The organism is Tumidithrix elongata BACA0141 (genome assembly GCF_036349135.1).
In the GTDB taxonomy this organism is placed as follows: domain Bacteria; phylum Cyanobacteriota; class Cyanobacteriia; order Pseudanabaenales; family Pseudanabaenaceae; genus Tumidithrix; species Tumidithrix elongata.
Genome location: NZ_JAZBJZ010000047.1, coordinates 13,394 through 37,685, shown reverse-complemented (window position 1 = coordinate 37,685; position 24,292 = coordinate 13,394). Strand labels below are relative to the sequence as shown.

Here is a 24,292-nt window from a genome sequence, read left to right as displayed (position 1 = left end):
AGTCCCTTTACGCAAAGATCTCTAGGCGTTGCATTTCATTCTTGAATTGGCGAATCATTAAATGTCCAACGGGAAAATATATGCCAGCGGTGTGCAGTTTTGCTAACTCTAATGGCATTGCTGCTAATGATTCCTCGGATCAATCTATTTGGAGGATTTACGATACTTTCCGTGGCAGGATCGGAATAATTTGTGCGACCTTCACTACTCAGAAATGCAATGGATACTTTAAAATAATTGGCAAGCTCTCGACCGCGAGCGATCGCATCAACCACGCTTGCTTCCTCATAGATTAATAGATTTCCTTCGTCTTTTAGCGTGATTGAAACTTGCCACCCCATTGCCACAGGCTCCTCAAACGCCCCACCTAAAATGTAAGCCGACTTAATGGCAATGTGGCTAATATTATTGAGATGAAATCTTAGCTGTCTAGTCTCTTTTTTGGGGGTCACTATTTTCCATGAAACCCAACCGTCCTTGCTATCGATAACTGAAGCATTTGTTTGTTTCTTATGATAGAAATATTGTTGTTTTGCAAAGAGTCTATCTAAATACCAAAGAACAGCCGAAAAAAGGACGATCGCGGATTGGTACTTTTCTAAACGATAGGTTGCAATGGATAGCAAGCAAAAGATAACAAAAAGGATTAAATTAAAGATTCCATTATCTACCTGTTCTCCTGAAATTAATTCTGCCCAGATGAGCTGGCTAAGATATTTCATGATGGCTTCCAGAGCTTTCTTCAGCCAGACAATTGGTAAGAGAAAGATTGTATAAAACCCTTTGCTTTGACTGGAGATTTGACTTTGGAATTTCATCTATTCTAACGATTGAAACTGAATATACAGATCTAAAGTTCGGTTTGAGATTTGGCTCGCTTTCTAGCGTCTAGAGAATACAACACATTATATTAATACAACACATCACCTTTGGGTAAAGTTAGGCTTCGCAAACCAAAAACAATTGCCCAAAAACAATTGCTAGAGTCAATCAGTTCTAAGGCTACGATCGCCTAGCGAATACTTTTTTAATTAGCTAATCACAGCGACAGAAACAAAACTGCCTCTAAAGGTTAAAAACCCATTGATATATCTAGTTTGGACTTCATTCAGTTGTGCTTTTAAGCGCCAGTCTGAAATACAAAATGCTTGGCGAAAACTCGCCAATATTGTGGCGAATATCGCCATTGTAAGCCAGACTTCCAATTTCTATGATGGGTTTGTCAATCAATGAGAAACCATCATGGATACCCAAATCCTTCCCATTAGCGATGCCGTTAGAACCTCCCCCGCTTTAGAAAAACGCCTGAGTATTCGAGAAATGTCCGCCGAAGATTGGATCGAACGCTATGCCAGTGGCACGCTTCGTAAAAACAAACGTTTGGGCATGGCATGGCACAACCAATATTTAACCGAGCGCGTGGCCTTTGAGTTTGGTTGGGAGTTTGAGCTACAACCTCGTAGCCGCGTTACTTTTGGGGATGCATTTACAGAAGGTGATGTGCCGGGCATCACAGAGGCGGGCTGGCACATCGATCGCTATCTCGAACTCTCCGTATTTCCTGAAGACCGTCTAGAGTGCAAATATTTGCAGGTTGAATATGCCGATGGCAGTAAAAAAGAAGGCATCGGCATGGTTGTTCGAGTCACCTCCGCCGCTTGGATTGGGAAGGGCAATCTCGTCTTCGTAGTGGTTGCCATTTTCGATCCCCAGACTCAAGCTTGGCAAAACGCTCAAAATCCATTCTAAACAAGAACTTTCCTATGAAATTTATCGTCATTGGTCAAAGCCAATCGGGCAAAACGACCCTAGCGCAGCATATTGCTCAAACCTATGGATTTCAACATATCAGTGCATCAGATTGGGTAAAACAGGTTTGGCAATTATCCGTTGAGGATTTTGCCAGTCGTGAAGACTATATCAAAGCTATCACCGAGTACAGTTTGGAATATTTGCGAAAGTATCCCAATGCCTGCATTGATTACATCCGCGATCGCTTAGATTACAGCGACAAAACGGTCATTGATGGCATTCGCAATCCCCATGATTTTGTGAATTTGTTTGACTGGCGGAGCGATCGCTGCCTCTATTTGAACTACCAATGCAACCCCATTCCCACCAATTCTTTCGAGCGAGGTTTAAGCGTGATTCAAACATACCTGCATTTGGTTGCACGAAAATCACCTGCTCCAAAAGCATCAGGCGATCGCCCTAGATTTCCAAGCATTTAACGAGATCGATCGCTACAACGACTCCCTGTTTTTTTTGAATGAAGAATGAAGGAGGATTTTTGCCATGATTCACTACGATCTACCGCAGCTCATTTCTGGTTTTGTCGATCGCAAACTGCTCTTCGATCTTGATGGTCAAACGGAGGGCATCCTTCCCTGTCAAATCTTTAGCCTTGCCGCCTATGCCCAAGAAGCTCTCACTTTCCAAATCTTACTAGAGGATGGCAGCTTGTTTTCCTACGTTCCTTTGCACCTGCTCTATCATAAGCCACCCGAAGCGATCAATCTTTTGGAATTGGAGGATCTGGTCTACCATAATTGCCCTGATTCTACCCTCTGCATCCATCGATTTGAACGATTGAGCCGTGATGTCGTGAATTGCTTTTTTAAACGCAAACAAGCTTGGCTGGTTGGTGATTATATCTTTACTATGGATTGGTACTGTGGGAACGATTTACTGCATTTTATTCAACTGCACAATGGACAATTTGCACTCTTACCCAATCATAAAGTCAAGTTTCTCAATGGAGATCCTCATTTCCAGCCATTCAAAAAGTTACATGCTATTTGGAAGGTGTAGAGTAATTCTCGACTACTCATGTTCAACGTGCCATGTAGCATGGGTCAGGGCTTTAACGGAGGCAATTAGCTATTTAAGTCATAATATAAAGCAAATACTCTCATTTTGCCTTTAGGTTCAATCAATTTCTCCTATTTACTCAAGAATGAAACAGCCCGACCTTGAAAAAAGGGGGGTGAAGAGATTCTTCTTGATTCTTAAGGAGGATTGAGGGGGATCTTGAATTGCATTGCGGTTCAGGGTTTCTTATTGCCGAACTGACGTTATTTGAAGTAGGTAGGGGCAATTCATGAATTGCCCCTACACGATATCTGGATAGCGGATTTTTGGTCACGATCTCAACATATTCCCTAGCCACAGAGATGCATATGTCTTATGCATTACTTTTCCCATGAAAAAGACTTGCTAGCGTTGGGTATGGCTCTATTTATCATTACCTATGATCGCTGCACATCATACCTACTATACGGTTAATAACCTCACTGCTGAAGCCGCATTACAAAAGCTAAAGGAAGGCAACGATCGCTACGTTCTCGATCATGTCGAGCATCCCCATGAAGGGGCTCAGCGTAGGGTAGATCTCTCCATTGCCCAACATCCCTTTGCGATCGTATTGGGATGTGCTGACTCTCGCGTTGTGCCTGAATTAATTTTCGATCAAGGTGTTGGCGATCTATTTGTGCTCAGGGTTGCCGGACATATTGCTGACGATGCCGTGATTGCTAGTATTGAGTTTGCGGTCGAGCATCTTGGCACGCGGCTCGTTGTGGTACTGGGGCATGAAAGATGTGGTGCTGTGATGGCTGCGATCGAACATGCCTTTTCAGAAGGAAAACTCAATTCTCTCATTAGTTACATTGAGCCTGCGGTAAAGGCTGGTCAGGAAGTAGGAGGCGATGTGGTCACAAATACGGTGAAAGCTCACGTAAATCTGATGGTAAAAGCGCTCCAATCGACCGATCCCATTCTGTCCCATGAGGGCATGACTGGAACCCTGAAAATTGTACCTGCTTATTACCGATTGGCAACAGGTAAGGTCGATTTTCTCGACACGATCTGATTGTCTTACCGTTTGTCTTGCCCTTTAGAAGAGCAAACGAATGCTGCAACGACCTGTGATATTCTGCAAGTGCTAGAGAATCATGAGGAATACCCTTGCGACGCGCTTCAACCCATGGGAGATTCAAATTTCAGGTCATCACGAAGCCTGCCTTAATTCGTTTGTCCATACTTTTTGCCATCTTGACAGTCGTCATTATCTGCATATGGTTAGGGATGTTTCAGATGCCCGATCGCAGTTATAGAGGACAACTCCAACCTCTACGACCAGAAGAAATTGCACTAAAAAATGCTTTGCAGCAGGATGTAAAAAAGCTGGCAGTTGAGATTGGTATGCGTAACTACGATCGATATGCGCAGCTCAACTCCGCAAAAGATTTTTTGGCAACTAGTCTAACTCAAGTGGGCTATGAAGTGAAGCAGCAAGAATATAAAATCTCTCGCGAATCATACTTCAATCTTGAAGTTGAACGTAAAGGAACGAAGAAGCCCGATGAAATCATCTTGGTTGGCGGGCATTATGATTCAGTATTTGGCAGTCCTGGTGCAAATGACAATGGCACGGGTGCAGCCGCCACCTTGGAACTTGCCCGTCTATTTTCCAACAAGTCTCATTCCCGCACGATTCGTTTTGTTGAGTTTACCAATGAAGAACCTCCATTCTTTTGGACGGAAAACATGGGAAGTTTGGTATATGCCAAAGGGTTACGCGATCGCAATGAGAATGTAATCGCCATGCTAAGCCTTGAAACCATGGGATATTTCTCAGAGGTGGAAGGTAGCCAAAAATATCCTTTCCCAATTGGCTTGTTATATCCTAGCCAAGGGAATTTCATCGGGTTTATTGGAAATCTTGGCTCTGGATCGTTAGTGCGAAAAGCGATCGCCTCGTTTCGTCACCATGCCCAATTCCCTTCGGAGGGGGCTGCCCTACCTGACTGGATTCCAGGCGTTGGTTGGTCGGATCACTGGGCTTTCTGGCAACAGGGCTATCAAGGAATTATGGTTACAGATACCGCTCCTTTTCGTTATACCCATTACCATACAAAGCAGGATACGCTAGATAAAATTGATTTTGAGAAGCTCGCACGCATTGTGTCTGGATTAGCAGGGGTAATCTCCGATCTTGCAGAGTAGAATTCCTATGCGTCACTTATACGTCACTTAGGTAAATAGGTGCGAAAGACATAGTCATTCTGACGTTGGGATAGATGACATCCCATACAGTTTGTCAGAGTACCCCTAACTTGAGTTTTTTGTGTGTCCCCTGAAACCACAGCAAATTCCCAGCCCCCTGCTTTCGGATTGAAGGAGGGCTGATGCTTGATCATGACTGTATACAATAGGGCGACATCTTCCAGCGATCGCGGATCGACCTTCTTTTTCACAATGATAGAGCCGATCGGAAAAGGTGTCGATTTGGGAGACATCATGGCATCGCGCCCAATAGGATTCACAAAGACTGTAATGGCTTTATTGGCATGGGGGTCATTTTCTGGGCGTAGTTGTGTAGGATCGGCACATAACTGATTCACTTGAGGCGAGATTGAATAGGGATTAGGATTGACTTGATACCATTTCGTGCGATCGCTCAGATTTGTCACATCAATCTGAGGTTGAGTCACTGACTTTGTGGGTATCTTGGGGGGCGTTGCTGGAGAGATCGGTGGTTCTGATGCGAAAATCCATACTGCGAGACTTACAAATAATGAAAGTGCAAAAAACAATATTGCTTGACGGATCTTTTTGTGGTTAATCATGTTGAGCAATCGGGCCCTGATGAGATGAATGCAGGATCGGTAGGTGTTTTGCACTATATCCTGTGCGATTGTGACAAAATCTCAAGATTACTGTTCCTAAAGTAGGATTCTATATACTTACTTGCTTAGATAATCTTGGTCTGGTTAAATATCGTAGTTAGCTTGGCATTAAATTTTGTATGCAAAAAACAATTTTGGCTGGTTTGGTATTAGCTGCCGTGGGGGTTGGCATGGGGGCAGCGATCGCCTTTCGCCTAGTCAGTAACAGTACGAGCAGAATCTCAATTGCCACCACCGAATCTACAGTTAGCAGACAACAATCCGATCTAACCAGCTCTACAACCGAGAATAATCAAGCCACGGGTCAAGTCAAAACTGGTGCAGACAAGTCTTTCTGCCAGTTTAACGCGCTCAACTCTGTTACCAATTCTTTGTATCAAGTGCAGGCAATCAATGCGATCGCCCACGATCCTTTGCCTACCCTATCGAACTTTAGCGGGCTCCTCAAACCAGAATTTCTCGCCAGTTTTACACCTGCACCCTTTCCTAAAATTAGCGATCGCGCTCGTTCTGCTAGCGTGCCCATCATCATGTACCACGACATTACCACCAGCAAAGAGGTGTCATGGGATGTCACGCCCACCGAGCTAGAAGAGCAAATCCAAGCGATCTACGATAATGGGCTGACCCCAATCACGCTCGACCAATTGGTCAATCATCTCCGTACAGGGTCTTCTTTACCCGAAAAACCGATTTTGCTGACCTTTGATGACAATTATTTAGGGCAATATACCTATGCCTTCCCACTCCTAAAAAAATATAACTACCCTGCAGTTTGGTCAGTTCACACGCGCTTTGTAGGTTCAACCGCTGGCAAACCCAAAGCTACATGGGATCAGCTCCGAGAAATGCAGCGCAGTGGTTTAATTACGATCGCCTCCCATACGGTCAATCACTACAATATGCTGAGGTTAGATGATGCCAAAGTGGAAGAGGAACTGCGCGTCTCCAAGCAAGTGCTAGAAAAAGAATTAGGGATTTTCATTCGCTACTTTACCTATCCTGAGGGTTCTTACAGCGATCGGATCAAGCAAAAAGTCGCCGAAGCAGGTTATGAGGCAGCCTTGACCATGAGTCTCGATCCTTACCAAGAGAAACCAGCCAATACCTCCGAGGATATTCTCTCGATCATGCGTTACGGTCAGTCTCGCATTCGAGAAGCCATTCCACTGGCATCGGGAGGAACGCCATCGGATTCCTTTAATCTATTTCCTAATTTGACTGCTTCTGGGAATAGTGGCATCAATTTCACTACACCCGTACAAAAGCGACAGGTCAGTATTGACGGTTTTCCAATCACCTTGGTCTATGGGGGCAGACCTGTAACCGTTCATGCCGATAAACGTGGCAAGGTCGAAGAGATCATGAAAACTGCCGAGGCGATCGCCGCAGTAGATGGAGGTTTCTTTTCCTTAGAACGCATTGATGGCAATAAGATGATCGGTCCCGTCTTGAGTCAATTTTCTAGTAATGCAGGTATATTTAATCCTGGCAATAAAGGAGAAAATCCACTTTTGAACGGTCGGCCTCTGGTTTTAATTAGTCCGACGGGAATTAAGTTTGTACCGTTTGATGCCAGCAAGCATTCAAGTTTAGATGCGCTCAAAGCCGAATTGCCTGATGTCACTGATGCCTTTGTTGCTGCGGGTTGGCTTGTCCGCGATGGTAAACCCCAAACCGCAGAAAGTTTTGGTAAGTTGTACGGTTTTGATGCCAGCCGCGATCGCGCTTTTTGGGGCATCGATCGCACGGGTAGACCTGTGATCGGCGTTACCCAAGAAATGATTGACTCGGTAGGGTTAGGCAAGCTTTTAGCCAAGGCAGGTTTGCAGGATGTGGTTATGCTTGACTCTGGGGCTAGTGCTTCCTTGGCTTATCAAAATCGCTCGATGATGAGTTACGAACCTCGTCCTGTCCCCCATGTTGTGGCACTCTTGCCCCCCAATCCCGCCAAAACCGAAGAGACAAACACGACGATTACCTGTCCTGTCAGTTTTTCTCCTGCGAGTTCCCCCACCCAAAATTAATGCAGGGAATCCAAGGGGCAGTGAATGGTCTGTGCCGATCTTATTTTCCGAGTTGAATGCCAAAGAGTGTGTTTAAGCGATCGCGTACCCATGTAATCGCGGCAGATTCCGATCTTTTAATTTCCTCTTCATTCAGCAATCCCATATTAATGAGAATCTGCTGGCGTTCTGAGAGTTTGAGCGCAATTTGTTCGCCAAGTTCTTTATGATCGGTCAGTAATTTTTGCAGTTGTCTGCGTCCAATTACAAATAGGGTCGTATCGGTCAAAGCCCTCACGGTTGCCGTACGCGGTGTCCCTGTAAGCAGGGCAATTTCCCCAAAAAACTCTCCGTGATGGAGCGTTGCAATGTGAGTATCTGTGCGCTCAGAAATAATCTCTACAGAGCCTGAGAGAATAATATAAAACGTGTCACTTGGATCGTCTTGCTTGCAAATTACTTGGGGCGGAGTAAAATGCTGGCGAAATCCACTTGCAATCACTGCTAATAATTCGGTATCTGTACATCGTTCAAAATAAGAAACCCGTCGCAATAAATCTCGTAGACTGCGTTTACTCACAGTTTTGACTGTAAGTTTATTCTTCCCTGAATTTGTTGAATCTGTCGTTGGTTCGGGTTTATCAAAATTGATTTTCTTCTCCCCATTTTCATAGCCATTATCACTAATTTTTTCACTGGGTTTATCGTTGGGTGAGTGATTTTGAAATAGGGGTCTTAATGCTTCGATATTCCGAATTCTGAGATCGCGATGGGGATAAGGAATTTCAATGCCACGTTGGCGTAGTTCGTATTCAACTCTAAAATTTAAAGCACTTTTAATCGGCTCGTTCTCATTGGGATTATTGACCCAAACCAGTAATTGAAAATCTAAGGAACTATTACCAAAGCCTTTAAACCAAACCTCAGGGGGTGGATAGGAAATGACCCTAGGTTCCGATCGCGCTGCTGCTAATAATGCTTCGGTCAGTAGGAGCGGATCCGTGCCATAGGCTACTCCAACAGGTAAATGAATGCGGCAAATATGACCGCCATAGCTCCAATTTACGGTGTCATTTTCGATGAAGCGCTGATTAGGTACGATTACAAATACATCATCATTGGTTCGCACAATCGTCGAGCGAATGGATATTTTTTCGATCGTTCCTTGTAGTCCATTAATTTCAATGTAATCGCCGACTTTAATGGTTTGCTCGAATAATAAGACCAAACCACTAATAAAATTACTGGCAAGATTTTGCAAACCGAAACCGATTCCAATTCCCAGAACCCCTACAACTACAGTTAAGGAACTAAGATTAATTCCAGCAGTTTGTAAAACGATCGCAATCCCTAAAACGGTTAGGGAATACTTGATAGAAACAGCTACAGCTTCTTGAAGACCTCGATTTAAGCCTAATCTTGATAATAGCGATCGCCTAATGATTTCTGTAGCAATTCTTGCCACAATAAATACGACAATGATTTGTATCGTAAGAGAGGCGATGGACGCAAAAGAAAACTTCACGCCCCCGACATCAAAAATCGGATGCACTAGAAAATTGTATAAACTGCTGAGTAGGTTATCCATGAATTTATACGCTGATATCCTGACAGGAATCGTTGAAAAAGTTACTTAAAATTCTTGTGAGAATAAATCAGAACGAAAAGGCACGGAGCTATGTGCTGAGCCTGTCGAAGTATCGAAACCCAAACCTCACAGGCGATAATAGGATTGCTATACAAAGAGTTCGATCGCAGATAAAAGGTTCCACTGGTTTATTCTGAATCCTATACAAGTCTAGCTTTCTATTTTCCTGTTGTCGAACATCCCCAAGTCTGCTTTTTATACCATTTTCACCTGACTATTCATGCACATACCCAATATTATTTTGCCCGGTTACTTAGCAGGAGCCTCAGACTATATAGTGATTGAAAAAACCCTGCGATCGCAAGGACATCCTGCGATTGTGGTGCCGCTCAAGTGGTGGGAATGGCTGCCCACCGTGGGCGGACGTTCGATCGCCCCGATCTTAGAAAAACTCGATCTCACGGTCGAGCAAGTGCGATCGGAGTATGGAGTCTCTAAGGTGAATATTATCGGACATTCGGCGGGCGGGTGGCTGGCAAGAATTTATCTAGGCGACCAGCCCTATTACGATCACATTTGGAAAGCACGCGATCGCGTCGCCAAGTTGGTTACTTTGGGTACGCCCCACCGCAGCCTCGAACCCTGGACGCGTAAAAATCTTGGCTTTGTCAACGACAATTACCCCGATGCCTTTTATGAGGATGTGCAATATATCTGTGTAGCAGGGCGATCGGTTTATGGTGAAAAGAGCCTCTCTAAGTGGGTTACCTACAGCAGTTACGAACTAACCTGCGGTACGGGTAATACTTGGGGGGATGGGATTACACCCATTGAGGCAGCACACCTAAGTGGCGCTGAAAATCTTATATTTGAAGGAGTTCATCACTCACCTAAAGCGGGTACTTGGTATGGCTCACCTGAAATCATTGACGACTGGGTTAAATATTTGTAATGCCAATCTAAAAAATATTTCTAAAAAATATTGATTGGCTATAAAGTAACGTTGGCAAGGGCTTTAGGGGATTTCTAATTTCATCGAAACGCGATCGCAGATGAAAAATCTCAGCATAAATTACTAGGGGAAATCGCAGTATAAGGCTAGACATTTTTAGAAATCCAAGCTATATTTTGATGGTGTGAGGAGCGAACAAAAGAAAGAGCCTAGACGAAACAGGGAAAGTCTTAGGCTCTTTCTTTGTTTTGTGGGGTCTTTTGAATTTAGATGTCCGATCGAACTCAAATCCGCTAGCTGCTAGCTTTACAGTCTAGCTATGCGATCGCTTCAATTTTAGAGGTACGAACATAGTAGGAGTCGAACCTACAACAGACCAGATAAAGATCGGTGGCTCTACCATTGAGCTATATGTCCCATTTACGTATGGCTACGGAGAATTTCTCTGACCTCAACCAAAATAATTCCCAGCATATTTTTGCCACTGCCATCTTGACCGCATCCCCAGTAATAGTCATTAGGGGCATTCTCAACTAAATGTTGATTTCCCGTTCCCAGTAGAATTTCTTGAATATCCGTATGGGTTTTGAACTTTTGTAGTACGCCCAATCGCATGACATCGTCTTTGACTTGTTCCCAATCTTGGCGCAGGGGATGGCTGCGATCTCGTCCCATATTTGCTGCATCTTTAGGGGCTTTTGCATTCTGGATTTTTTCTGCCCAAGCGCGATCGGTCGTAACAAATTTCTGAGCTTGAAAGTAATGTTCGCTGGTTGCCCACCAGAGCCCGTCAAGCATAAAGCCATGTCTAGAAAAATTAGAGAAACAACCGTAGGGTTCTTCGCGATCGCTATAAAAGTAAATCGTCATTGCTATGTACGTGATTGAATAAATCGGCAATTCTTAGTGTAGTCCACTAGGCAGGTACTGCCCCTGCTCCACCTGCGTTATCGGCACAGTGCGTCGCTATTTCCGCCTCTAGTGGAAAAAAGGAGAGCAGAGGAATCGAACCCCTAGAGCATCACCCTACCCTGGTTTTCAAGACCAGTTGCCAGCCATTTAGCGGTGCTCTCCATTTGGGGTGTCTGACGGGACTCGTAGACGCGAAGCGACTTCTCGAAGAGTACCCGTTAATGGCTAACTTCACAGGCTAGTATCTCGACCACTTCGACTTCAGACACATAGGCATAGTAGGACTCGAACCTACAACAAACCGATTAAGAGTCGGTGGCTCTGCCATTGAGCTATATGCCCCGTACATACTATTTCCATAAAGCGGGGATGGCAGGACTCGAACCTGCACGAGTCACTTTAGAAGAGTGATGCTCTATCCTTTGAGCCACATCCCCATTGAGTTTTGCCAAAATCCATCGGACTTCTTTTTTGTTACACTGACGTTTTTGGATAATGTAGGTCGATTTACCTCCCTCCCTAGAGACAAACTCCTTAAGCATGACATCCCAAAAACAGCCAAAGGGTGGCAAATTCGCTACAGTCATGTAATACCAAATACCATCCACCCTGCGATAGTGATGATAGGCATCGATTTTGATGAAATCATCGACTGGTTTAGGTGGTGCTTTGGGAATTCGCTCCGCCAAACAGAGAATGCCCGTATCTGGATGAATGTAGAATTGGTCGTATCTCCACTTACCAAGCTCTCTACCTCGATAGGTACTGGATTTACGGCAAGGCACTCCATCAACGATCTCCACATGTCTCTCGACATATTCCCATAGATGCGAAAGAATATGTTGCCCTGATAGGGTACTACTATCCAGACTTTGACAAAGTTCGCTAAAAATTCGATCCCAAGGTTGTCCTAGTTGGGAATATAGAAACCGCCGTAAAGGGGCAAGATGATCGGAAAAGTGCTTGGTTTTTCCTCGAACCTTAATGAAATAAGGGCTGAGTAAACCATCCTCACTGGCTACGTTGGTCAAGCGATCGAGCGTTTTACGAACGCCTTTGAGTCTGCGTGAACTCAGTCTCATGCCACCGCGCGGACGTTCGATGGTAAGCTCGTGGAGCCGATGCTCGCTCATAACCTCAAATATCTCCTCATAGAATGTTGAACGATTAGAATGTGACAAGTCAGCTTGGCGAAAAATATCTGTAACACGGCAATTTCTCCTTTTTAATTTTTAAGTGGATACTGGTGGGAATCGAACCCACATCGTTCTACTTGCAAGGTAGACGCTTTCCCAGTTAAGCTACAGACCCATACAGGAGTGCTAGGAAGGAGCTAACACTCCCGACGAGGATGGTAGGAATCGAACCCACATAGCTAGTTCCGAAGACTAGCGTCCTGTCCGTTGAACGACATCCCCAAAATAACCCCGACAGGATTTGAACCTGTAACCGCTTGCTTGTAAGGCAAATGCTCTCCCATTGAGCTACAGGGTTTAGCGAACTCCACCTTGGAGGGTGAAAGCGAATGACGAGGGTCGAACTCGTGCGAAGAGTTTGGAAGACTCACATGCTAGCCACTACATCACATTCGCATTATTAGGTGTCAGCCCAAGCTGATGACAGGAATTGAACCTGCAACCCATCGCTTACAAGGCGATCGCTCTGCCCGTTGAGCCACATCAGCAGATTGGTGGCAGGGAGAGGAATCGAACCTCTTGATTTCTTGGTTATGAGCCAAGTGAGCCCGCCATTGCTCCATCCCTGCAAAGGGTCGTACTGGAGTTGAACCAGTCTTGAAGTGCTTAAAAGGCACCCGCGTAAGCCGCTCTGCCAACGACCCAAAATCCGAGTGGTAGGATTTGAACCCACGACCTTCTGCTCCCAAAGCAGCCGCGCTCCCCCTGCGCCACACTCGGTAATACTCTCGACAGGACTTGAACCTGCACATGAAAACTCAACCTGGCTTCTCGAACCAGTGCGTATACCATTCCGCCACGAGAGCAAATACCCCTGACTGGACTCGTAGCCGCGAAGCGACTTCTCGAAGAGTACCAGCAAAACTCTCGCTCTGAAGGAGAGACGTATACCTTTCCGTCACAAGGGCAAAATACTCCTGAGAGGACTCGAACCTCCAATATCTCGGGTCTAAGCCGAAAGCCTCTGCCAATTGGGCTACAGGAGCAAACTGGGAAGGAAGGAATCGAACCCTCAACCGTCGCATTCAAAGTGCGATCGCTTTGCCTATTTGCGTACTTCCCAATAGAGCGAACTGCCAAGGTAGGGCTTGAACCTACAGGCTCCTGTTTCAGAGACAGGCGACTTTACCAATTTGTCTACTCGGCATCGATACCTAATTTAATTGAATTCGCTAAGGTTCTAAATTACGGTATAACTGCCTCGGCAGGACTTGAACCTGCAACCCCTCCGTTAACAGCGGATAGCTCTGCCATTGAGCTACAAGGCAATAAATCCCTTAGATCAGAATCGAACTGACGACCTCCTGTTGTTCAGACAGGCGCTACTACCATCTGAGCTACCAAGGGATAAGGAGAGAGAGGGATTTGAACCCTCGACGGTGGTTACTTCCGTTCCTTCTTAGCAGGAAGGTGCTTTAAGCCTCTCAGCCACCTCTCCATATGGGTCGGGTAGGAATTGAACCTACAGTGCTAACGCTCCGGTTTTACAGACCATTACTCACGCCATTGAGAGCCAACCCAACACGGTGCTGACGGGATTTGAACCCGCGATCGCTGACTTGACAGGCCAGTCGCTTATACCGTTTGCGTACAGCACCAAAATGTATAAAAAAAAATGGCGCAGGGACTAGGATTTGAACCTAGAATGTCAGTTTTGGAGACCGAAGTGTTGCCAATTACACTATCCCCACAAGAAAGAAAAGAGCAACCAAAGAGGGATTGCCAATTTCTTGGAAGTTGGTTTTGAAGTTGGTCTTGATTTGGTAGCAGTGGCGGGATTTGAACCCACATAAATCTAGTTATGAGCTAGACGCTTTAACCAATCAGCCACACTGCCAAGTTGTAAAAAATCAAGCTGCGAAAAATCAAAATCTTTCGCAAGGCCGAGGTGAGAGTTGAACTCACGCTTAGATGCTTTGCAGGCATCCTCCTTAGACCGCTTGGATACTCAGCCATTTGGTAGTCCTGACGAGAATTGAACTCGCTCCTTCACGTTGAAAGTGTGACGGCTTAAACCATTTGCCCACAGGACTAAAACTTGCTAAACCTTGGGGATGAATTACCCTGTACTACAACGAAGTAATTATTTCGTTGTAATTTACATAGATATTTCACCCCACGTACTACAAGACAATTTCTTTAAAACACAGCTTAAATGCTTTGGATTTAAGAAACGCTTCGTATAAAAATGATGGCGATGCTATTGATTTTTCATGGTTCGGTTGGGGGTAAAAAGCTACATAACTTACCTTTGCTTTAGGCGATGTATTACTTTGTAACCTCATGTACTACATACTACACACGTACTACAAATTTGGCAAGGGGGTACTACAAAAAAATTGAAATTTTTTGAACGCAGTCGCGATCGCTTGATTTTCTCGCTAATGACGCTTTGGCATGGGCTTTCTGAACAAGTCATCCTTGTCTTAGTTATAGTCTTGTATTATTGCCATGAGTCTTACGGGAAGTCTTGTGTTATTGATTTAAGGCTCAGGTTTAGGCATTTAAATTTTGAAAATACATTTATAGCAATCGCAGAGGTTAAGACAAAATTCTCCTCGTTGGCTGAGCAGAACTGAAGCCTAATTCGTCCGATTCGGCTTGGCTACTGGTATATTTTTATCTGTCTTAAATATAAAATCACGATCTTGCTTTGAGTCTTATTGAGAGTCTAATATCATCTAAATAAGAATGCCTAGAATTCGTTATATTAAATCGCTGAGCAGATCGGAGATTTCGCCTTGGGCATTGGTGCGGTTGTCATCGTAGAGCATTAACGTATCGAGCTTTTTATGCCTCGAGAGTTTTTGGACTTTGCGAACGTTCCCATTCGTGGCATCCAATGCAGCAGTAATCGCAGAATGTCGGATGCGGTGGGGAGACATTTGTTTAGAAATTCCAGCTTTTTTAGCTGCGTTGTTTACTAGTTGGTAAATCGCAGAGCCTGTTAGCCGATGTCCGTAGCTGGCAGAGTCGAGCGCCGAAAATAGCGGCTGATTTGGATTGTGAGATTCAATCTCCATAAGCCATGCTTGAATCGCAACTGTTGTAGCTTGGCTGAGACTAATAGAAGTTTGCTGCGACCCTCTACCTTTACCAAGAATTTTTAGCGATCGCATTTCGGGGTCAAAATCACCGATATTCGCACTAGCAATCTCATTACGGCGCAGGGCGTTATCCCATAACAGACGCAAAATGGCATAATCTCTTTTACCTGCAAGGGTTTCGCGATTTGGAACCTCTAACATAGCTTTGATACCACTGGTTTTGATACCTGTCGTATCGCGATAGGTTTGAACGGTTTCCCCTTGAACCTCATTTAGATTCCATTGGCAGTGACCCAGTTTACCTGCATAGTCAACGAGAGATTTAATCGCAGAGAGCCGACGGTTGACCGTAGCTTCTTTCAGATCTTTGGCAATCATTGCGGATTTGTATTTCAAAACCAGCGCGATCGCATCAAATCGATCTAGCCTTAAAAACTGTCTGACTAATTCCTCGGAGGGTAAGCGATCGTAGGCAGCTAAAAAAAAGTACTTCAAGTCTTTTTCGTAGGCTTTTTTTGTGTTGATGCTACGTTTGTCGGCAAGTAGGGCAGTAAGTAGGTCGATATCTTTGGCAAGAGCCGATCGTACGAGAGGCATGGATTCTTGGAAATCCTCGAAACTGCTTTCTACTATAGCGATTGTGGAAGCGCGAGTTGGTTGTTCCTCTATAAGAACAGGCTTTATTGCAGAGGCGCGAATGCGATCGGGAGATATTTGCAGGTTGCTATGAAGGATGCCAAGTTTTTTAGCAGTTCTTGCCGTAATTTTATAGATTGCAGTACCCGTAAGCCGATGTCCCCAACTTGCCCGATCTAAGGCAATGAATAATGGCTGATCTGAATCTAAGGCTTCACAATTTACAGCTTGTAATCTGGCATCTAACCAATTTTGAAGCGCTTCATAGGTTACCGTACCGATTCTTATAGATAGGGATTGATGATGGTTGTGAAATTTTTTATCGATCTTGAGCGATGCCTGTTCGAGATCGAAGTCACCTATATTCGCATCGGATACTTGCTGCCGTCTCAGGGAGTTTTCGTGAAGTAGGAGTAGTAAAGCATAATCTCGTACTCCTATTAATGTAGTGCGATCGAGGGTAGATAGCATGCGCTGAATATCCTCAGAATTTACACTCAGATAGGTTTTATCAATCATAGAACCCTAAAAATATTCAAATTACCTAACCCTTCTGTCTCTTTCTAAATCAGCGATTGCTTTCTCGATAATCCAGTCTCTCTCTTTGTCTGGATATCTTAGTCGTAAACTTTTAACCAGTCTCTCTGCTACATCTTTCTCCCCACGGCAGAGAGTTTTGATTAAGTAAACTTCTCTATCTGACGCCCATAAATTTAGTTTTTCTCTGTAAGTTCCATGTCCCTTGTTATAGCTAATGACCTTGCCAAAATTATTTGTAGGTTTTCCTAAAACCTTGCGCCGCGCATAAATTTGTTGCCAGACACTCATTTTTCTATGCATAGGTAGTCGTCTCCGACTTTTTAATGCCTGATAAATACTTACAAACAAAAATCAGACTCCATGCCAGAAAGAGGCTCATTCATTTGTTTCCTTGTAGCAATAAGTTAATCACAACGATGACTGCGAATATGGCAGCAATGATGATTACAGGAATAGTAAGGTTATGTTGAAATGTGAAAAATAGAAACCGCAATAACCAACCAGCAGCAATGAACAAAAATAGACCAATCCCAATCCAGCCACATGTTTGGAGAAATTTTTGCATTTTTAGTTTCCTCAGTTTTCGGCGATCGAAGCCTATCTATTGCAATAGTCTACATTCAGATTTATCTCTTGTCTAATGTTGTAGTTATCTTCAAAACATCGACTAGTTAGGCTATCTATAACTATACAGAATTAGGTTACTAATAACTACTGCTTTCGATAATGGATATTTACGCAAGCTAAAGAAATACGCAACCATAAATCCTGAAATCCTATAAAGACTGTTCTTTCACCCAGTTGGGTGAACTGATCAGAGGACGACCAAGGCTAGTATCTCTCTATAGACTTATGGGACAGTCAGATACGAAGAAAGGTTGGTTAAAGTTATGATGCTTGATATTCAGGTATTTGCACCCAGCAGGAATTTTGATAGTAAATATAGCGCTCAGTTTAGAACCGAGATTACTAATATTTCTCTCAAAAAACCAGATGTCTTGATCGTGGATATGCACAATGTCACCTTTATCGATAGCAATGGCTTAGGTACATTATTTGCGGCGATCAAACTCACAAAAGCCCATGGTGGTAGATTAGTTATTTGTTCTCTAGCAGAATCAGTAAGATTTTTGCTTGAAGTAACTGAAACTTCTCAATATTTTGAAATTTTTGCAACTAGAGAAGAAGCCTTAAAAGCAATCGTAACTACACAACTGGAAGATTTAGAGTGGGATTCGCTCTCAAAATAATAAGTTCAATTACTGTCTTACTTAAGAATCACGAGACTCCTTTTAAGTCTAAACATGATACAATAAGACTTAAATCAAACAAAAGTAACCATATGGATTTTGAGTCTCAAAATACAAATGCTACGCTCATGGATGTTGAAGCCATTCAAAAAGCACTTGGGCGATCGCGTCCTTCGATTTATCGTTATGCAAATACCGACCCAGAGCAGCTAAATACTCCCTACAACCCTAAACTGCTCAACCCCGAATTACGCAAAGACAAAAACGATCCGCTTTTATTCCACCCTGCTGAAGTATCGCGATTTGCCCGAGATGTTCTCAAAATTAAGCAAGTAACAATTCAGGTACAAGAACCTGCTGCTACAGCCACCAATCAACTACTGCAAGAAATTTTGGCTGAACTGCGATCGCTCAATCAGCATCTACAAAACAAGTCTTAAATGAGTCTCGATGGAATCATCAAAAGTCTCATAAATAGACTTCAAGACTCATAAAAATACTAAGCCACGCGATCGCCGTATTTACAGATTCGTGGAGTTTTAACTGCGATCTAGAATTACTAGCACAGTATCTATATCATCTGTCTCACATAAGACTCACTAGTAGCGTTTCAAGTCTTATGTATAGAATCCAAGACTCATGTAAAGACTATACTTGGGTGCGATTCATGTAGATTTGTTATTGTGTATCTTCAACTCGTAAGCGCTAAGCAAAAGGATAAATGGATGAGTGCGATCGACGAATCAGATAAAGCGCTTGAAAATAGCTCCAATTCCAAAAAATTAGTGACAAAAAAGTCAGTGCCAAAAGTTCTGACTGCTTTGGGGCTAACATCCATCAGCATCTATAGTTTTGCCTGTGTAGGTTTATGGTTTGGGCAAACTCGATTTATCTTTAAACCAACGCATACAGTTACCACTACACCAGCCGAAGCCTACAAACTCACTTTTCAGGATCTGTACCTACCTGTAAAACTTGAAAATGGCAGCATCGAAAAAATTCATGGATGGTGGATTCCTTCTGCCAATAAAGACGCTCAAGTTTTGCTCTATCTGCATGGCAATGGCAAAAACATGCAAGCGAATCTGGAGCATGCCAATCGTCTGCATAAATTAGGCTTCTCGATTTTAATGATCGATTATCGCGGCTATGGACTCAGCGATGGCGGTTTTCCTTCAGAATCTGGTGTATATATAGATGCTCAGACCGCATGGGATTACCTCACCCAACAGCAACAAATTAACCCAAAGCAGATTGTAATTTACGGGCATTCGCTTGGAGGTGCGATCGCGATCGACTTAGCGAGCAAACATCCCGATGCCGCAGGGTTAATAGTCGAGAGTTCCTTTACCTCTATGCGCGACATGGTATATCGAGATCCTAAGTTCTCTATTTTTCCTGTCGATCTCCTCCTCAATCAAAAATTTGATTCCATTCATAAAGTCACTACTCTTAAAATGCCCGTTCTCTACATTCACGGTACAGAGGACGAACTCATCCCAGCGAGTATGAGTCAACAACTCTTTGATACCACGTTGACAAGCAAGCAACTGCTATTGATTCCCAATGGCAAACACAATAACAATGCAGTTGTAGGTGGTTCAGTCTATCTTCAAGCTGTGCAAAACTTCGCTCAAAAAGTCAAAACCTAGCTTACATTTCTAGCTTGCATTCTCAGCCTCGATCGCGATAGTTTCCAAATCGTAATTACTGACATCAACCCCAAGAAACCGCAACAAATGATGCAGATTGTAGCCTGCATAGCCAATCGTAAGAAATGATTTGCCTTGCAGTAAGGATAAGAGTTTTGAAAGCTCTTGCAAGGTTGTGCCCTCGCTTTTATAAGCCCGAATTAGACTGTTCCCGATCTTGGTCAGCAACCGTGAAGCTATCTCTCGATCGCTGGTTGCACCTGGAGATTCGATCAAGGCATAATTCCGTAAGATCTGAAAAGCTTCGATATCTTGAGTTTCGATCGCCCGATCGATTTCTTTTACTGACTGCTCCACAAGGTCATCCATCACATATTTGATCGCTAGGGGGGGAAGTGTAAACAGAACTTCTTGCTCTAAAACGATCTTCTCCAATAGCGATCGCCGCTCTAAGGATGCTACTGCCTCTATCAATTGCGAGAATGAAGGCGGTACGAGTAAATTTCTGCGCAGTTGCTCTAAGGTAACAGGGGTTTGCTCGATTGTTAACCAACGGATCAACTCTTTTTCTAGGTCTGATAAGCGCTCGATCTGCTGGTTGAGTAATGTTCTCATGCGATCGCCTAGCACGAGAGTATTTTGGCTGAGAAAATAGGTGATATTGCCTTTAAAGTATTCTTGGATCATTGTCGCTATCACCCGTAAAGCCAGAGGATTCCCACTATAGAGCGCGACTAATTCCGATAGACCTTGCTCCTCACCAGAAAATCCCTTGGTTTTAAATAGTTCCGCTGCGTCTTCTATTTGAAGTCCTTTTAGCGTCAGCGATCGCACGGGGGAATTTTTGTGTTCGGCAAGCGCGATCGCTTCGGGTTTCTCGCGACTGGTCAATACTATGCAACTTTGATGGCGTGCAATTTCTAACTGTTGCAATAGCAGTTCGTAATCTTCATAACCTCTGCGAAAATAGCCCGTGCGAGGACGCTTGCTCTCATAACTTTGAAAAACTGCCTCTATGCCATCTAGAACGATCAAACATCGTTTTTGCTTGAGGCACTCAATGAACTGCATGAGGTTTTGCTGCGTTCGAGCGGATTCATCTTCTAAAAAATCTTCTAGAAAATCCTCCGAGTCATTTTCAACTTGTTCAAGGGATAAGGAGGTCAAAAGTCCTTGAAGCAAGGTAGATAGAGATGGTGCAGATTGTAGCGATCGCCAAATCACATAATCAAATTGCTCTTGAACGCGATCGGCAACGGTTAATGCAAGGGCAGTTTTCCCAATACCTCCCATACCCCAGATCGCGATTAATTTGCAAGCATCTTTGAGAAACCAGGCTTCCAATTGGGCAATTTCATCCTTGCGACCATAAAACTTCTCTAGGTCGGGGGCTTCTCCCCATTCTTGAACTTGAGGTTTTTCTATGGCTGTTTCTAGATCGTCAGCGGCGGAGATCGCTTCCCAATCACTAATCCCCACTGCCTTACAAATCGCAATAAAGCTCTCTCGTTGGATGGGATTTGCTGCCCAAAATCGTCGTAAGGTAGCCTTTGAGGTGTGCGCGGTTAACCACCACACTGAAGAGTTGCTTTTCGTCCACTTTTTTTGCTGCCTGTAGCGATCGACAACTGTTAGACCTTGCTCGGATGCCTTTAATGTGTCAGCCATTTTTGCCCGTTTTCAACGACCCATTTAAGATCTTGCCCTATTTTGCCGCCTGAAGTAGCAATTGCAAATACAAAACTGAGCATATAACTGAGCACCAATCTGAATCAAATCATCAGTTTAGAAGTACTAGGCTTGGATTGTAGGTTTGGGATCTTGCATAGCTTCAAGTTACCCAGAAATACGTTCTTGTATAGAAATTTGAGGTGAAGTTATGAATAACTTTTATCTAGCGAGCATGATCACAGGGTTAATCGTCATGTTAGCTGCTTGTACGAGTACCGAGGCAACCAAACCCGTTAAGCCATTTACACTGGGTGAAGTCATCCAAAAATTTACAAGTACGCTAGGCGCTGAAGTGTCAAAAATGGCACAACCTGCGAAGGTGGAACCTAGGAAATTTGGAACTTTCACTCCTTCTACAAAAAAAGTCCCGTTTTAGAAAAGGCACTGATTATCCATGATGAAACGTTTGATTGAATGTTTAAAGTATTGTAAACAATCGCATAAGTTTAGAGATTTGCTGCGATGAGTAAATAGAACTGGCATTATGCATAACTCTCTATATGCCAGAAATAGATTAAATACAAAGGTAACTTTTGTAGATACTAGTTTAAGGAGTAAATACTATGCAACTCGGAGAAATCTTAGTCCATAAAAGGCTCATTTCATCAAAACAGTTGGAACGGGCTTTGGCAGTGAAAGAAACTACTGGAAAGCGACTTGGAGAGGTACTGCTCGACGATCGCGTGATCGCAGATTCCGAACTACAAGACTCTCTCAAAGAGCAATACTGGCGTCAACGTGGCTTTTGGGTAATCGACTAATAACTTCAATACAATTGCAATGAGGCACTATGGCATCCTCTTCTGAAGGTCTTTGGCGATCTGGAAATCTTTTGGTGATACAAAGAGGAGCACAACTTCCCGATCGCTGCATAAAAACAAACCAGCCTGCCTATGGTAAAAGGTTCAAGGTAAGCCTTACTTGGCATCATCCAGCTATTTATCTCTTACTCTTCAGTCCGATAATTTATTTAATTGTAGCGATCGCAGTGAGTAAAACCGTTAGGGTCACCGTCGGTGTGACTGCGGAAACCTTACAAAAGCGGAGAACGGCAATTTTGTGGGCATGGGGTATTGGTATAGCGGGTTCAATTTTATTTTTTTATGAAATATCATCTCAATTTAGCTCATCTAAAGGAACATTCATTTTACTAGGCATAATTATGATGTTAGGAGGACTGATTGGAGGTAGTATTGCCAGTCATTTTTTAAAAGTCGAGCGGATCGAAAACGAGTATGTTTGGATTCGTGGTGTTTCTAAGGAGTATTTAGCTCTCCTTCCAAAATGGGATCCCGAATGGGCGAGTATTGAATGGAACAAGTAACTAGCGAAATTCTTGGGTAAAACTATTATGACGCAACCTACAATTAGAGAACTAGCAAAGCAAGGCGATCCGCAGGCAATCGCCATCCTATTTAACCACGCTCTCAAGCCCAAAGGCATTACCACCACTGCCAGCCGCCTCGAGGATATTCTGAGCCTGATCGTAGAGGCAGATCCTACGCCAGATCGCGAGGCGATCGCGACGGCGATCCATAAGGGTTTAACCAAGCTCGAAGTTAGGTCGATCCGTAAGGTCAGACTGCTTGGCAGACAGACAGGACAACAAACTCCCGCATGGGAGCGCGAATTTATTTTAGAAATCCCAGAAGACGAAACTTTAGAACCTTTGTCTGAAAGGCTTCAGGAACCGCCTAAGCTCGATCTGTCCATAGAACACGAGGAAGAGGAAGCACAAACTCCAAAAGATGGAATGCATGGGGTAGGAGATGTCGTTCGCGATCGCTATCGCATTTTAGAGCAGATCGGGAGAGGAAGTAATGGCATTACCTATAAAGCGGAAGATCTGCAAACGAAAGAACTTGTGGCGATCAAAGCCTTATCGCTACGGAATATGGGCGATTGGAAGCAAATCGAATTATTTGAACGCGAAGCAAAGATTCTGGAACAGTTAAATCATCCCGCCATTCCCCGTTACCTAGACTATTTCCAAATCGATACCCCCGAAGACCGAGCCTTTTATATCGTGCAACAGTTGGCAGAGGGGCAAAATCTCGCCAAGTTGGTCGAGAATGGCTGGCGAACCAACGAAAAAGGCGTGCGAAAAATTGCCATTCAAGTCCTAGAAATTCTCACCTATTTGCACGATCTAAAACCACCTGTAATTCATCGAGATATCAAGCCCCATAATTTGATTTACGGCAATGATGGCAAGATCTTTTTAGTAGACTTCGGTGCAGTGCAGGATACCTATCGCAGCACGATGGCGAGGGGCAGCACGGTTGTCGGTACGTTTGGCTATATGGCTCCCGAACAGTTTCAAGGTCAGTCAGTGCCAGCTACAGATCTCTATGCCCTCGGTGCGACATTACTATTTTTACTCACCCATCGCTCTCCTGCCGAGTTACCCCAAGAGAGACTGCGTTACAGCTTCCGCTCTAAAGTGCAAATCTCAGATAATTTTGCCAATTGGCTCCAAAAGATCGTAGAACCCGATCTTGAAGATCGCTTCCACTCTGCCAAAGAGGCTTTGGGAACCTTGCGCGGTCGTATTGCGATCGGGAACAAATTAAGAAAACCACTTTCTTGGAAAGCACTTGTAGGCATGGGTGTTGCCACGGTAGTCATTGGGAGCATTATTAATGCCTACAAATGGGACATACTCATAAGGGTTTTTCATACAGACAATCCTTTGACATCATTTTGCATGATGATAGAGGGATTGGGGTATAAAGCTCTTCCAAAAATGGATGAGAAAACAAGACGATTAATGAAAGAATATATCAATGGTATTGGCTATTTTGGTTATTCAGTATATGAAGGATATACGTCTAACACTAGTTGTATCTCTGAATCCGGAGACAGAGAGATAATCCAATTATTAATCGATAAAAAAATAGACTTTGATAAAGATAAATCATTATTTTTTGCTCGATCTATAGATACGGCAAAACTACTGATAGAGAAAGGTGCTGATGTTAATGCTAAAGCTAACGATGGATCGACTCCACTCCATGTTGCTAAATCACTAGATATAGCAAAACTACTGATAGAGAAAGGTGCTGATGTTAATGCTAAAGCTAACGATGGAT

Annotated in this window: 24 protein-coding genes and 25 tRNA genes; 15 read left to right on the top strand and 34 right to left on the bottom strand. The window is 43.8% G+C overall.

What is annotated here, in order from left to right; all coding sequences use genetic code 11:
- Positions 1-35 precede the first annotated feature (35 nt).
- Positions 36-818 carry a hypothetical protein gene (locus V2H45_RS13070; protein WP_330484081.1) on the bottom strand — a complete coding sequence of 261 codons (783 nt, stop codon included), beginning with the start codon at positions 816-818 and terminating at the stop codon, positions 36-38.
- A 213-nt stretch (positions 819-1,031) separates the two neighbouring features.
- Positions 1,032-1,187, bottom strand: coding sequence for a hypothetical protein (locus tag V2H45_RS13065; protein ID WP_330484080.1), 156 nt, complete (start codon positions 1,185-1,187; stop codon positions 1,032-1,034).
- Between the two features lie 55 nt (positions 1,188-1,242).
- Here V2H45_RS13065 and V2H45_RS13060 point away from each other — a divergent pair, with 55 nt between their 5' ends.
- The 5 genes from V2H45_RS13060 (at position 1,243) to V2H45_RS13040 (ending at position 5,007) form a co-directional block, all read left to right on the top strand.
- Positions 1,243-1,749 carry a hypothetical protein gene (locus tag V2H45_RS13060; RefSeq protein WP_330484079.1) on the top strand — a complete coding sequence of 169 codons (507 nt, stop codon included), beginning with the start codon at positions 1,243-1,245 and terminating at the stop codon, positions 1,747-1,749.
- Positions 1,750-1,763: 14 nt separating this feature from the next.
- Positions 1,764-2,231: an AAA family ATPase gene (locus V2H45_RS13055; RefSeq protein WP_330484078.1), complete on the top strand. Its 468-nt coding sequence runs from the start codon at positions 1,764-1,766 to the stop codon at positions 2,229-2,231.
- Positions 2,232-2,295: 64 nt separating this feature from the next.
- The gene (locus V2H45_RS13050; RefSeq protein WP_330484077.1) at positions 2,296-2,811 is read left to right on the top strand and encodes a hypothetical protein; all 516 of its coding nucleotides are present in this window, start codon (positions 2,296-2,298) and stop codon (positions 2,809-2,811) included.
- A 439-nt stretch (positions 2,812-3,250) separates the two neighbouring features.
- Positions 3,251-3,871: a carbonic anhydrase gene (locus V2H45_RS13045; protein ID WP_330484076.1), complete on the top strand. Its 621-nt coding sequence runs from the start codon at positions 3,251-3,253 to the stop codon at positions 3,869-3,871.
- 95 nt (positions 3,872-3,966) lie between these two features.
- On the top strand, positions 3,967-5,007 hold the full coding sequence (locus V2H45_RS13040) for a M28 family peptidase (protein ID WP_330484075.1): 1,041 nt from the start codon (positions 3,967-3,969) through the stop codon (positions 5,005-5,007).
- Between the two features lie 23 nt (positions 5,008-5,030).
- Here V2H45_RS13040 and V2H45_RS13035 read toward each other — a convergent pair whose 3' ends face one another.
- Entirely contained in the window at positions 5,031-5,495 is a 465-nt protein-coding gene (locus V2H45_RS13035; protein WP_330484074.1) for a cytochrome P460 family protein, read from the bottom strand.
- Positions 5,496-5,809: 314 nt separating this feature from the next.
- Here V2H45_RS13035 and V2H45_RS13030 point away from each other — a divergent pair, with 314 nt between their 5' ends.
- Positions 5,810-7,717: a polysaccharide deacetylase family protein gene (locus tag V2H45_RS13030; RefSeq protein ID WP_330484073.1), complete on the top strand. Its 1,908-nt coding sequence runs from the start codon at positions 5,810-5,812 to the stop codon at positions 7,715-7,717.
- Between the two features lie 40 nt (positions 7,718-7,757).
- Here the strand turns inward: V2H45_RS13030 and V2H45_RS13025 are convergent, their stop codons facing one another.
- Entirely contained in the window at positions 7,758-9,284 is a 1,527-nt protein-coding gene (locus tag V2H45_RS13025) for a cyclic nucleotide-binding domain-containing protein (RefSeq protein WP_330484072.1), read from the bottom strand.
- Positions 9,285-9,564: 280 nt separating this feature from the next.
- Between V2H45_RS13025 and V2H45_RS13020 the strand changes: the two genes are divergently transcribed.
- A complete protein-coding gene (locus tag V2H45_RS13020; RefSeq protein ID WP_330484071.1) occupies positions 9,565-10,236 on the top strand; it encodes an alpha/beta fold hydrolase in 672 nt (223 codons plus the stop codon).
- Positions 10,237-10,581: 345 nt separating this feature from the next.
- Here the strand turns inward: V2H45_RS13020 and V2H45_RS13015 are convergent.
- The 5 genes from V2H45_RS13015 to V2H45_RS12995 all read right to left on the bottom strand — a co-directional run bounded on the left by V2H45_RS13015 (position 10,582) and on the right by V2H45_RS12995 (position 11,585).
- Positions 10,582-10,653, bottom strand: a tRNA-Lys gene (locus V2H45_RS13015).
- A gap of 3 nt (positions 10,654-10,656) precedes the next feature.
- Positions 10,657-11,106 (bottom strand): NADAR family protein, encoded by a 450-nt coding sequence (locus V2H45_RS13010; RefSeq protein ID WP_330484070.1) that lies wholly within the window; start codon positions 11,104-11,106, stop codon positions 10,657-10,659.
- Between the two features lie 120 nt (positions 11,107-11,226).
- Positions 11,227-11,310, bottom strand: a tRNA-Ser gene (locus V2H45_RS13005).
- A gap of 108 nt (positions 11,311-11,418) precedes the next feature.
- A tRNA-Lys gene (locus V2H45_RS13000) sits at positions 11,419-11,490 on the bottom strand.
- A gap of 22 nt (positions 11,491-11,512) precedes the next feature.
- A tRNA-Arg gene (locus tag V2H45_RS12995) sits at positions 11,513-11,585 on the bottom strand.
- On the opposite strand from V2H45_RS12995, the gene V2H45_RS12990 reads away from it, so the two are divergent.
- Entirely contained in the window at positions 11,559-11,975 is a 417-nt protein-coding gene (locus V2H45_RS12990; protein WP_330484069.1) for a hypothetical protein, read from the top strand. The two genes, V2H45_RS12995 and V2H45_RS12990, sit on opposite strands and share 27 nt — an antisense overlap.
- Positions 11,976-12,385: 410 nt before the next feature.
- Here the strand turns inward: V2H45_RS12990 and V2H45_RS12985 are convergent.
- The 24 genes from V2H45_RS12985 to V2H45_RS12870 all read right to left on the bottom strand — a co-directional run bounded on the left by V2H45_RS12985 (position 12,386) and on the right by V2H45_RS12870 (position 17,132).
- Positions 12,386-12,459 (bottom strand) — tRNA-Ala (locus tag V2H45_RS12985).
- Positions 12,460-12,494: 35 nt separating this feature from the next.
- Positions 12,495-12,566: transfer RNA gene (locus V2H45_RS12980), tRNA-Arg, on the bottom strand.
- A gap of 4 nt (positions 12,567-12,570) precedes the next feature.
- Positions 12,571-12,642, bottom strand: a tRNA-Val gene (locus tag V2H45_RS12975).
- Positions 12,643-12,668: 26 nt separating this feature from the next.
- Positions 12,669-12,740 (bottom strand) — tRNA-Gly (locus V2H45_RS12970).
- 19 nt (positions 12,741-12,759) lie between these two features.
- Positions 12,760-12,832 (bottom strand) — tRNA-Thr (locus tag V2H45_RS12965).
- Between the two features lie 8 nt (positions 12,833-12,840).
- Positions 12,841-12,913, bottom strand: a tRNA-Met gene (locus tag V2H45_RS12960).
- A gap of 2 nt (positions 12,914-12,915) precedes the next feature.
- Positions 12,916-12,988, bottom strand: a tRNA-Lys gene (locus tag V2H45_RS12955).
- A 4-nt stretch (positions 12,989-12,992) separates the two neighbouring features.
- Positions 12,993-13,064 (bottom strand) — tRNA-Pro (locus V2H45_RS12950).
- Between the two features lie 3 nt (positions 13,065-13,067).
- A tRNA-Leu gene (locus V2H45_RS12945) sits at positions 13,068-13,150 on the bottom strand.
- 106 nt (positions 13,151-13,256) lie between these two features.
- Positions 13,257-13,330, bottom strand: a tRNA-Leu gene (locus V2H45_RS12940).
- A gap of 3 nt (positions 13,331-13,333) precedes the next feature.
- Positions 13,334-13,407 (bottom strand) — tRNA-Gln (locus V2H45_RS12935).
- 10 nt (positions 13,408-13,417) lie between these two features.
- Positions 13,418-13,491 (bottom strand) — tRNA-Gln (locus V2H45_RS12930).
- Positions 13,492-13,540: 49 nt separating this feature from the next.
- Positions 13,541-13,612 (bottom strand) — tRNA-Asn (locus V2H45_RS12925).
- A 5-nt stretch (positions 13,613-13,617) separates the two neighbouring features.
- Positions 13,618-13,691: transfer RNA gene (locus tag V2H45_RS12920), tRNA-Phe, on the bottom strand.
- A gap of 3 nt (positions 13,692-13,694) precedes the next feature.
- A tRNA-Ser gene (locus V2H45_RS12915) sits at positions 13,695-13,782 on the bottom strand.
- Between the two features lie 3 nt (positions 13,783-13,785).
- Positions 13,786-13,864 (bottom strand) — tRNA-Tyr (locus V2H45_RS12910).
- Between the two features lie 4 nt (positions 13,865-13,868).
- A tRNA-Asp gene (locus tag V2H45_RS12905) sits at positions 13,869-13,942 on the bottom strand.
- Between the two features lie 18 nt (positions 13,943-13,960).
- A tRNA-Trp gene (locus V2H45_RS12900) sits at positions 13,961-14,035 on the bottom strand.
- A gap of 70 nt (positions 14,036-14,105) precedes the next feature.
- Positions 14,106-14,181 (bottom strand) — tRNA-Ile (locus tag V2H45_RS12895).
- Positions 14,182-14,224: 43 nt separating this feature from the next.
- Positions 14,225-14,298: transfer RNA gene (locus tag V2H45_RS12890), tRNA-Cys, on the bottom strand.
- Positions 14,299-14,301: 3 nt separating this feature from the next.
- Positions 14,302-14,377, bottom strand: a tRNA-Glu gene (locus V2H45_RS12885).
- 672 nt (positions 14,378-15,049) lie between these two features.
- Complete coding sequence (locus V2H45_RS12880; RefSeq protein WP_330484068.1) at positions 15,050-16,546, bottom strand: tyrosine-type recombinase/integrase; 1,497 nt, start codon at positions 16,544-16,546, stop codon at positions 15,050-15,052.
- Between the two features lie 21 nt (positions 16,547-16,567).
- On the bottom strand, positions 16,568-16,867 hold the full coding sequence (locus V2H45_RS12875) for a hypothetical protein (RefSeq protein ID WP_330484067.1): 300 nt from the start codon (positions 16,865-16,867) through the stop codon (positions 16,568-16,570).
- A gap of 79 nt (positions 16,868-16,946) precedes the next feature.
- The gene (locus V2H45_RS12870; RefSeq protein ID WP_330484066.1) at positions 16,947-17,132 is read right to left on the bottom strand and encodes a hypothetical protein; all 186 of its coding nucleotides are present in this window, start codon (positions 17,130-17,132) and stop codon (positions 16,947-16,949) included.
- A 313-nt stretch (positions 17,133-17,445) separates the two neighbouring features.
- On the opposite strand from V2H45_RS12870, the gene V2H45_RS12865 reads away from it, so the two are divergent.
- The 3 genes from V2H45_RS12865 to V2H45_RS12855 all read left to right on the top strand — a co-directional run bounded on the left by V2H45_RS12865 (position 17,446) and on the right by V2H45_RS12855 (position 19,469).
- Entirely contained in the window at positions 17,446-17,817 is a 372-nt protein-coding gene (locus V2H45_RS12865) for an STAS domain-containing protein (protein WP_330484065.1), read from the top strand.
- Between the two features lie 92 nt (positions 17,818-17,909).
- Complete coding sequence (locus tag V2H45_RS12860; protein ID WP_330484064.1) at positions 17,910-18,257, top strand: resolvase; 348 nt, start codon at positions 17,910-17,912, stop codon at positions 18,255-18,257.
- 285 nt (positions 18,258-18,542) lie between these two features.
- Complete coding sequence (locus V2H45_RS12855; RefSeq protein WP_330484063.1) at positions 18,543-19,469, top strand: alpha/beta hydrolase; 927 nt, start codon at positions 18,543-18,545, stop codon at positions 19,467-19,469.
- A 9-nt stretch (positions 19,470-19,478) separates the two neighbouring features.
- Here V2H45_RS12855 and V2H45_RS12850 read toward each other — a convergent pair whose 3' ends face one another.
- A complete protein-coding gene (locus V2H45_RS12850; RefSeq protein ID WP_330484062.1) occupies positions 19,479-21,137 on the bottom strand; it encodes an NB-ARC domain-containing protein in 1,659 nt (552 codons plus the stop codon).
- Between the two features lie 211 nt (positions 21,138-21,348).
- Here V2H45_RS12850 and V2H45_RS12845 point away from each other — a divergent pair, with 211 nt between their 5' ends.
- The 4 genes from V2H45_RS12845 to V2H45_RS12830 all read left to right on the top strand — a co-directional run.
- Positions 21,349-21,576, top strand: a complete 228-nt coding sequence (locus tag V2H45_RS12845; protein WP_330484061.1) for a hypothetical protein — start codon at positions 21,349-21,351, stop codon at positions 21,574-21,576.
- 187 nt (positions 21,577-21,763) lie between these two features.
- A complete protein-coding gene (locus V2H45_RS12840) occupies positions 21,764-21,961 on the top strand; it encodes a hypothetical protein (protein WP_330484060.1) in 198 nt (65 codons plus the stop codon).
- 29 nt (positions 21,962-21,990) lie between these two features.
- Entirely contained in the window at positions 21,991-22,524 is a 534-nt protein-coding gene (locus V2H45_RS12835) for a hypothetical protein (protein ID WP_330484059.1), read from the top strand.
- A gap of 27 nt (positions 22,525-22,551) precedes the next feature.
- Positions 22,552-24,292, top strand: a 1,741-nt coding sequence (locus V2H45_RS12830) for a protein kinase domain-containing protein (protein WP_330484058.1), incomplete at its 3' end; no start/stop codon positions are given.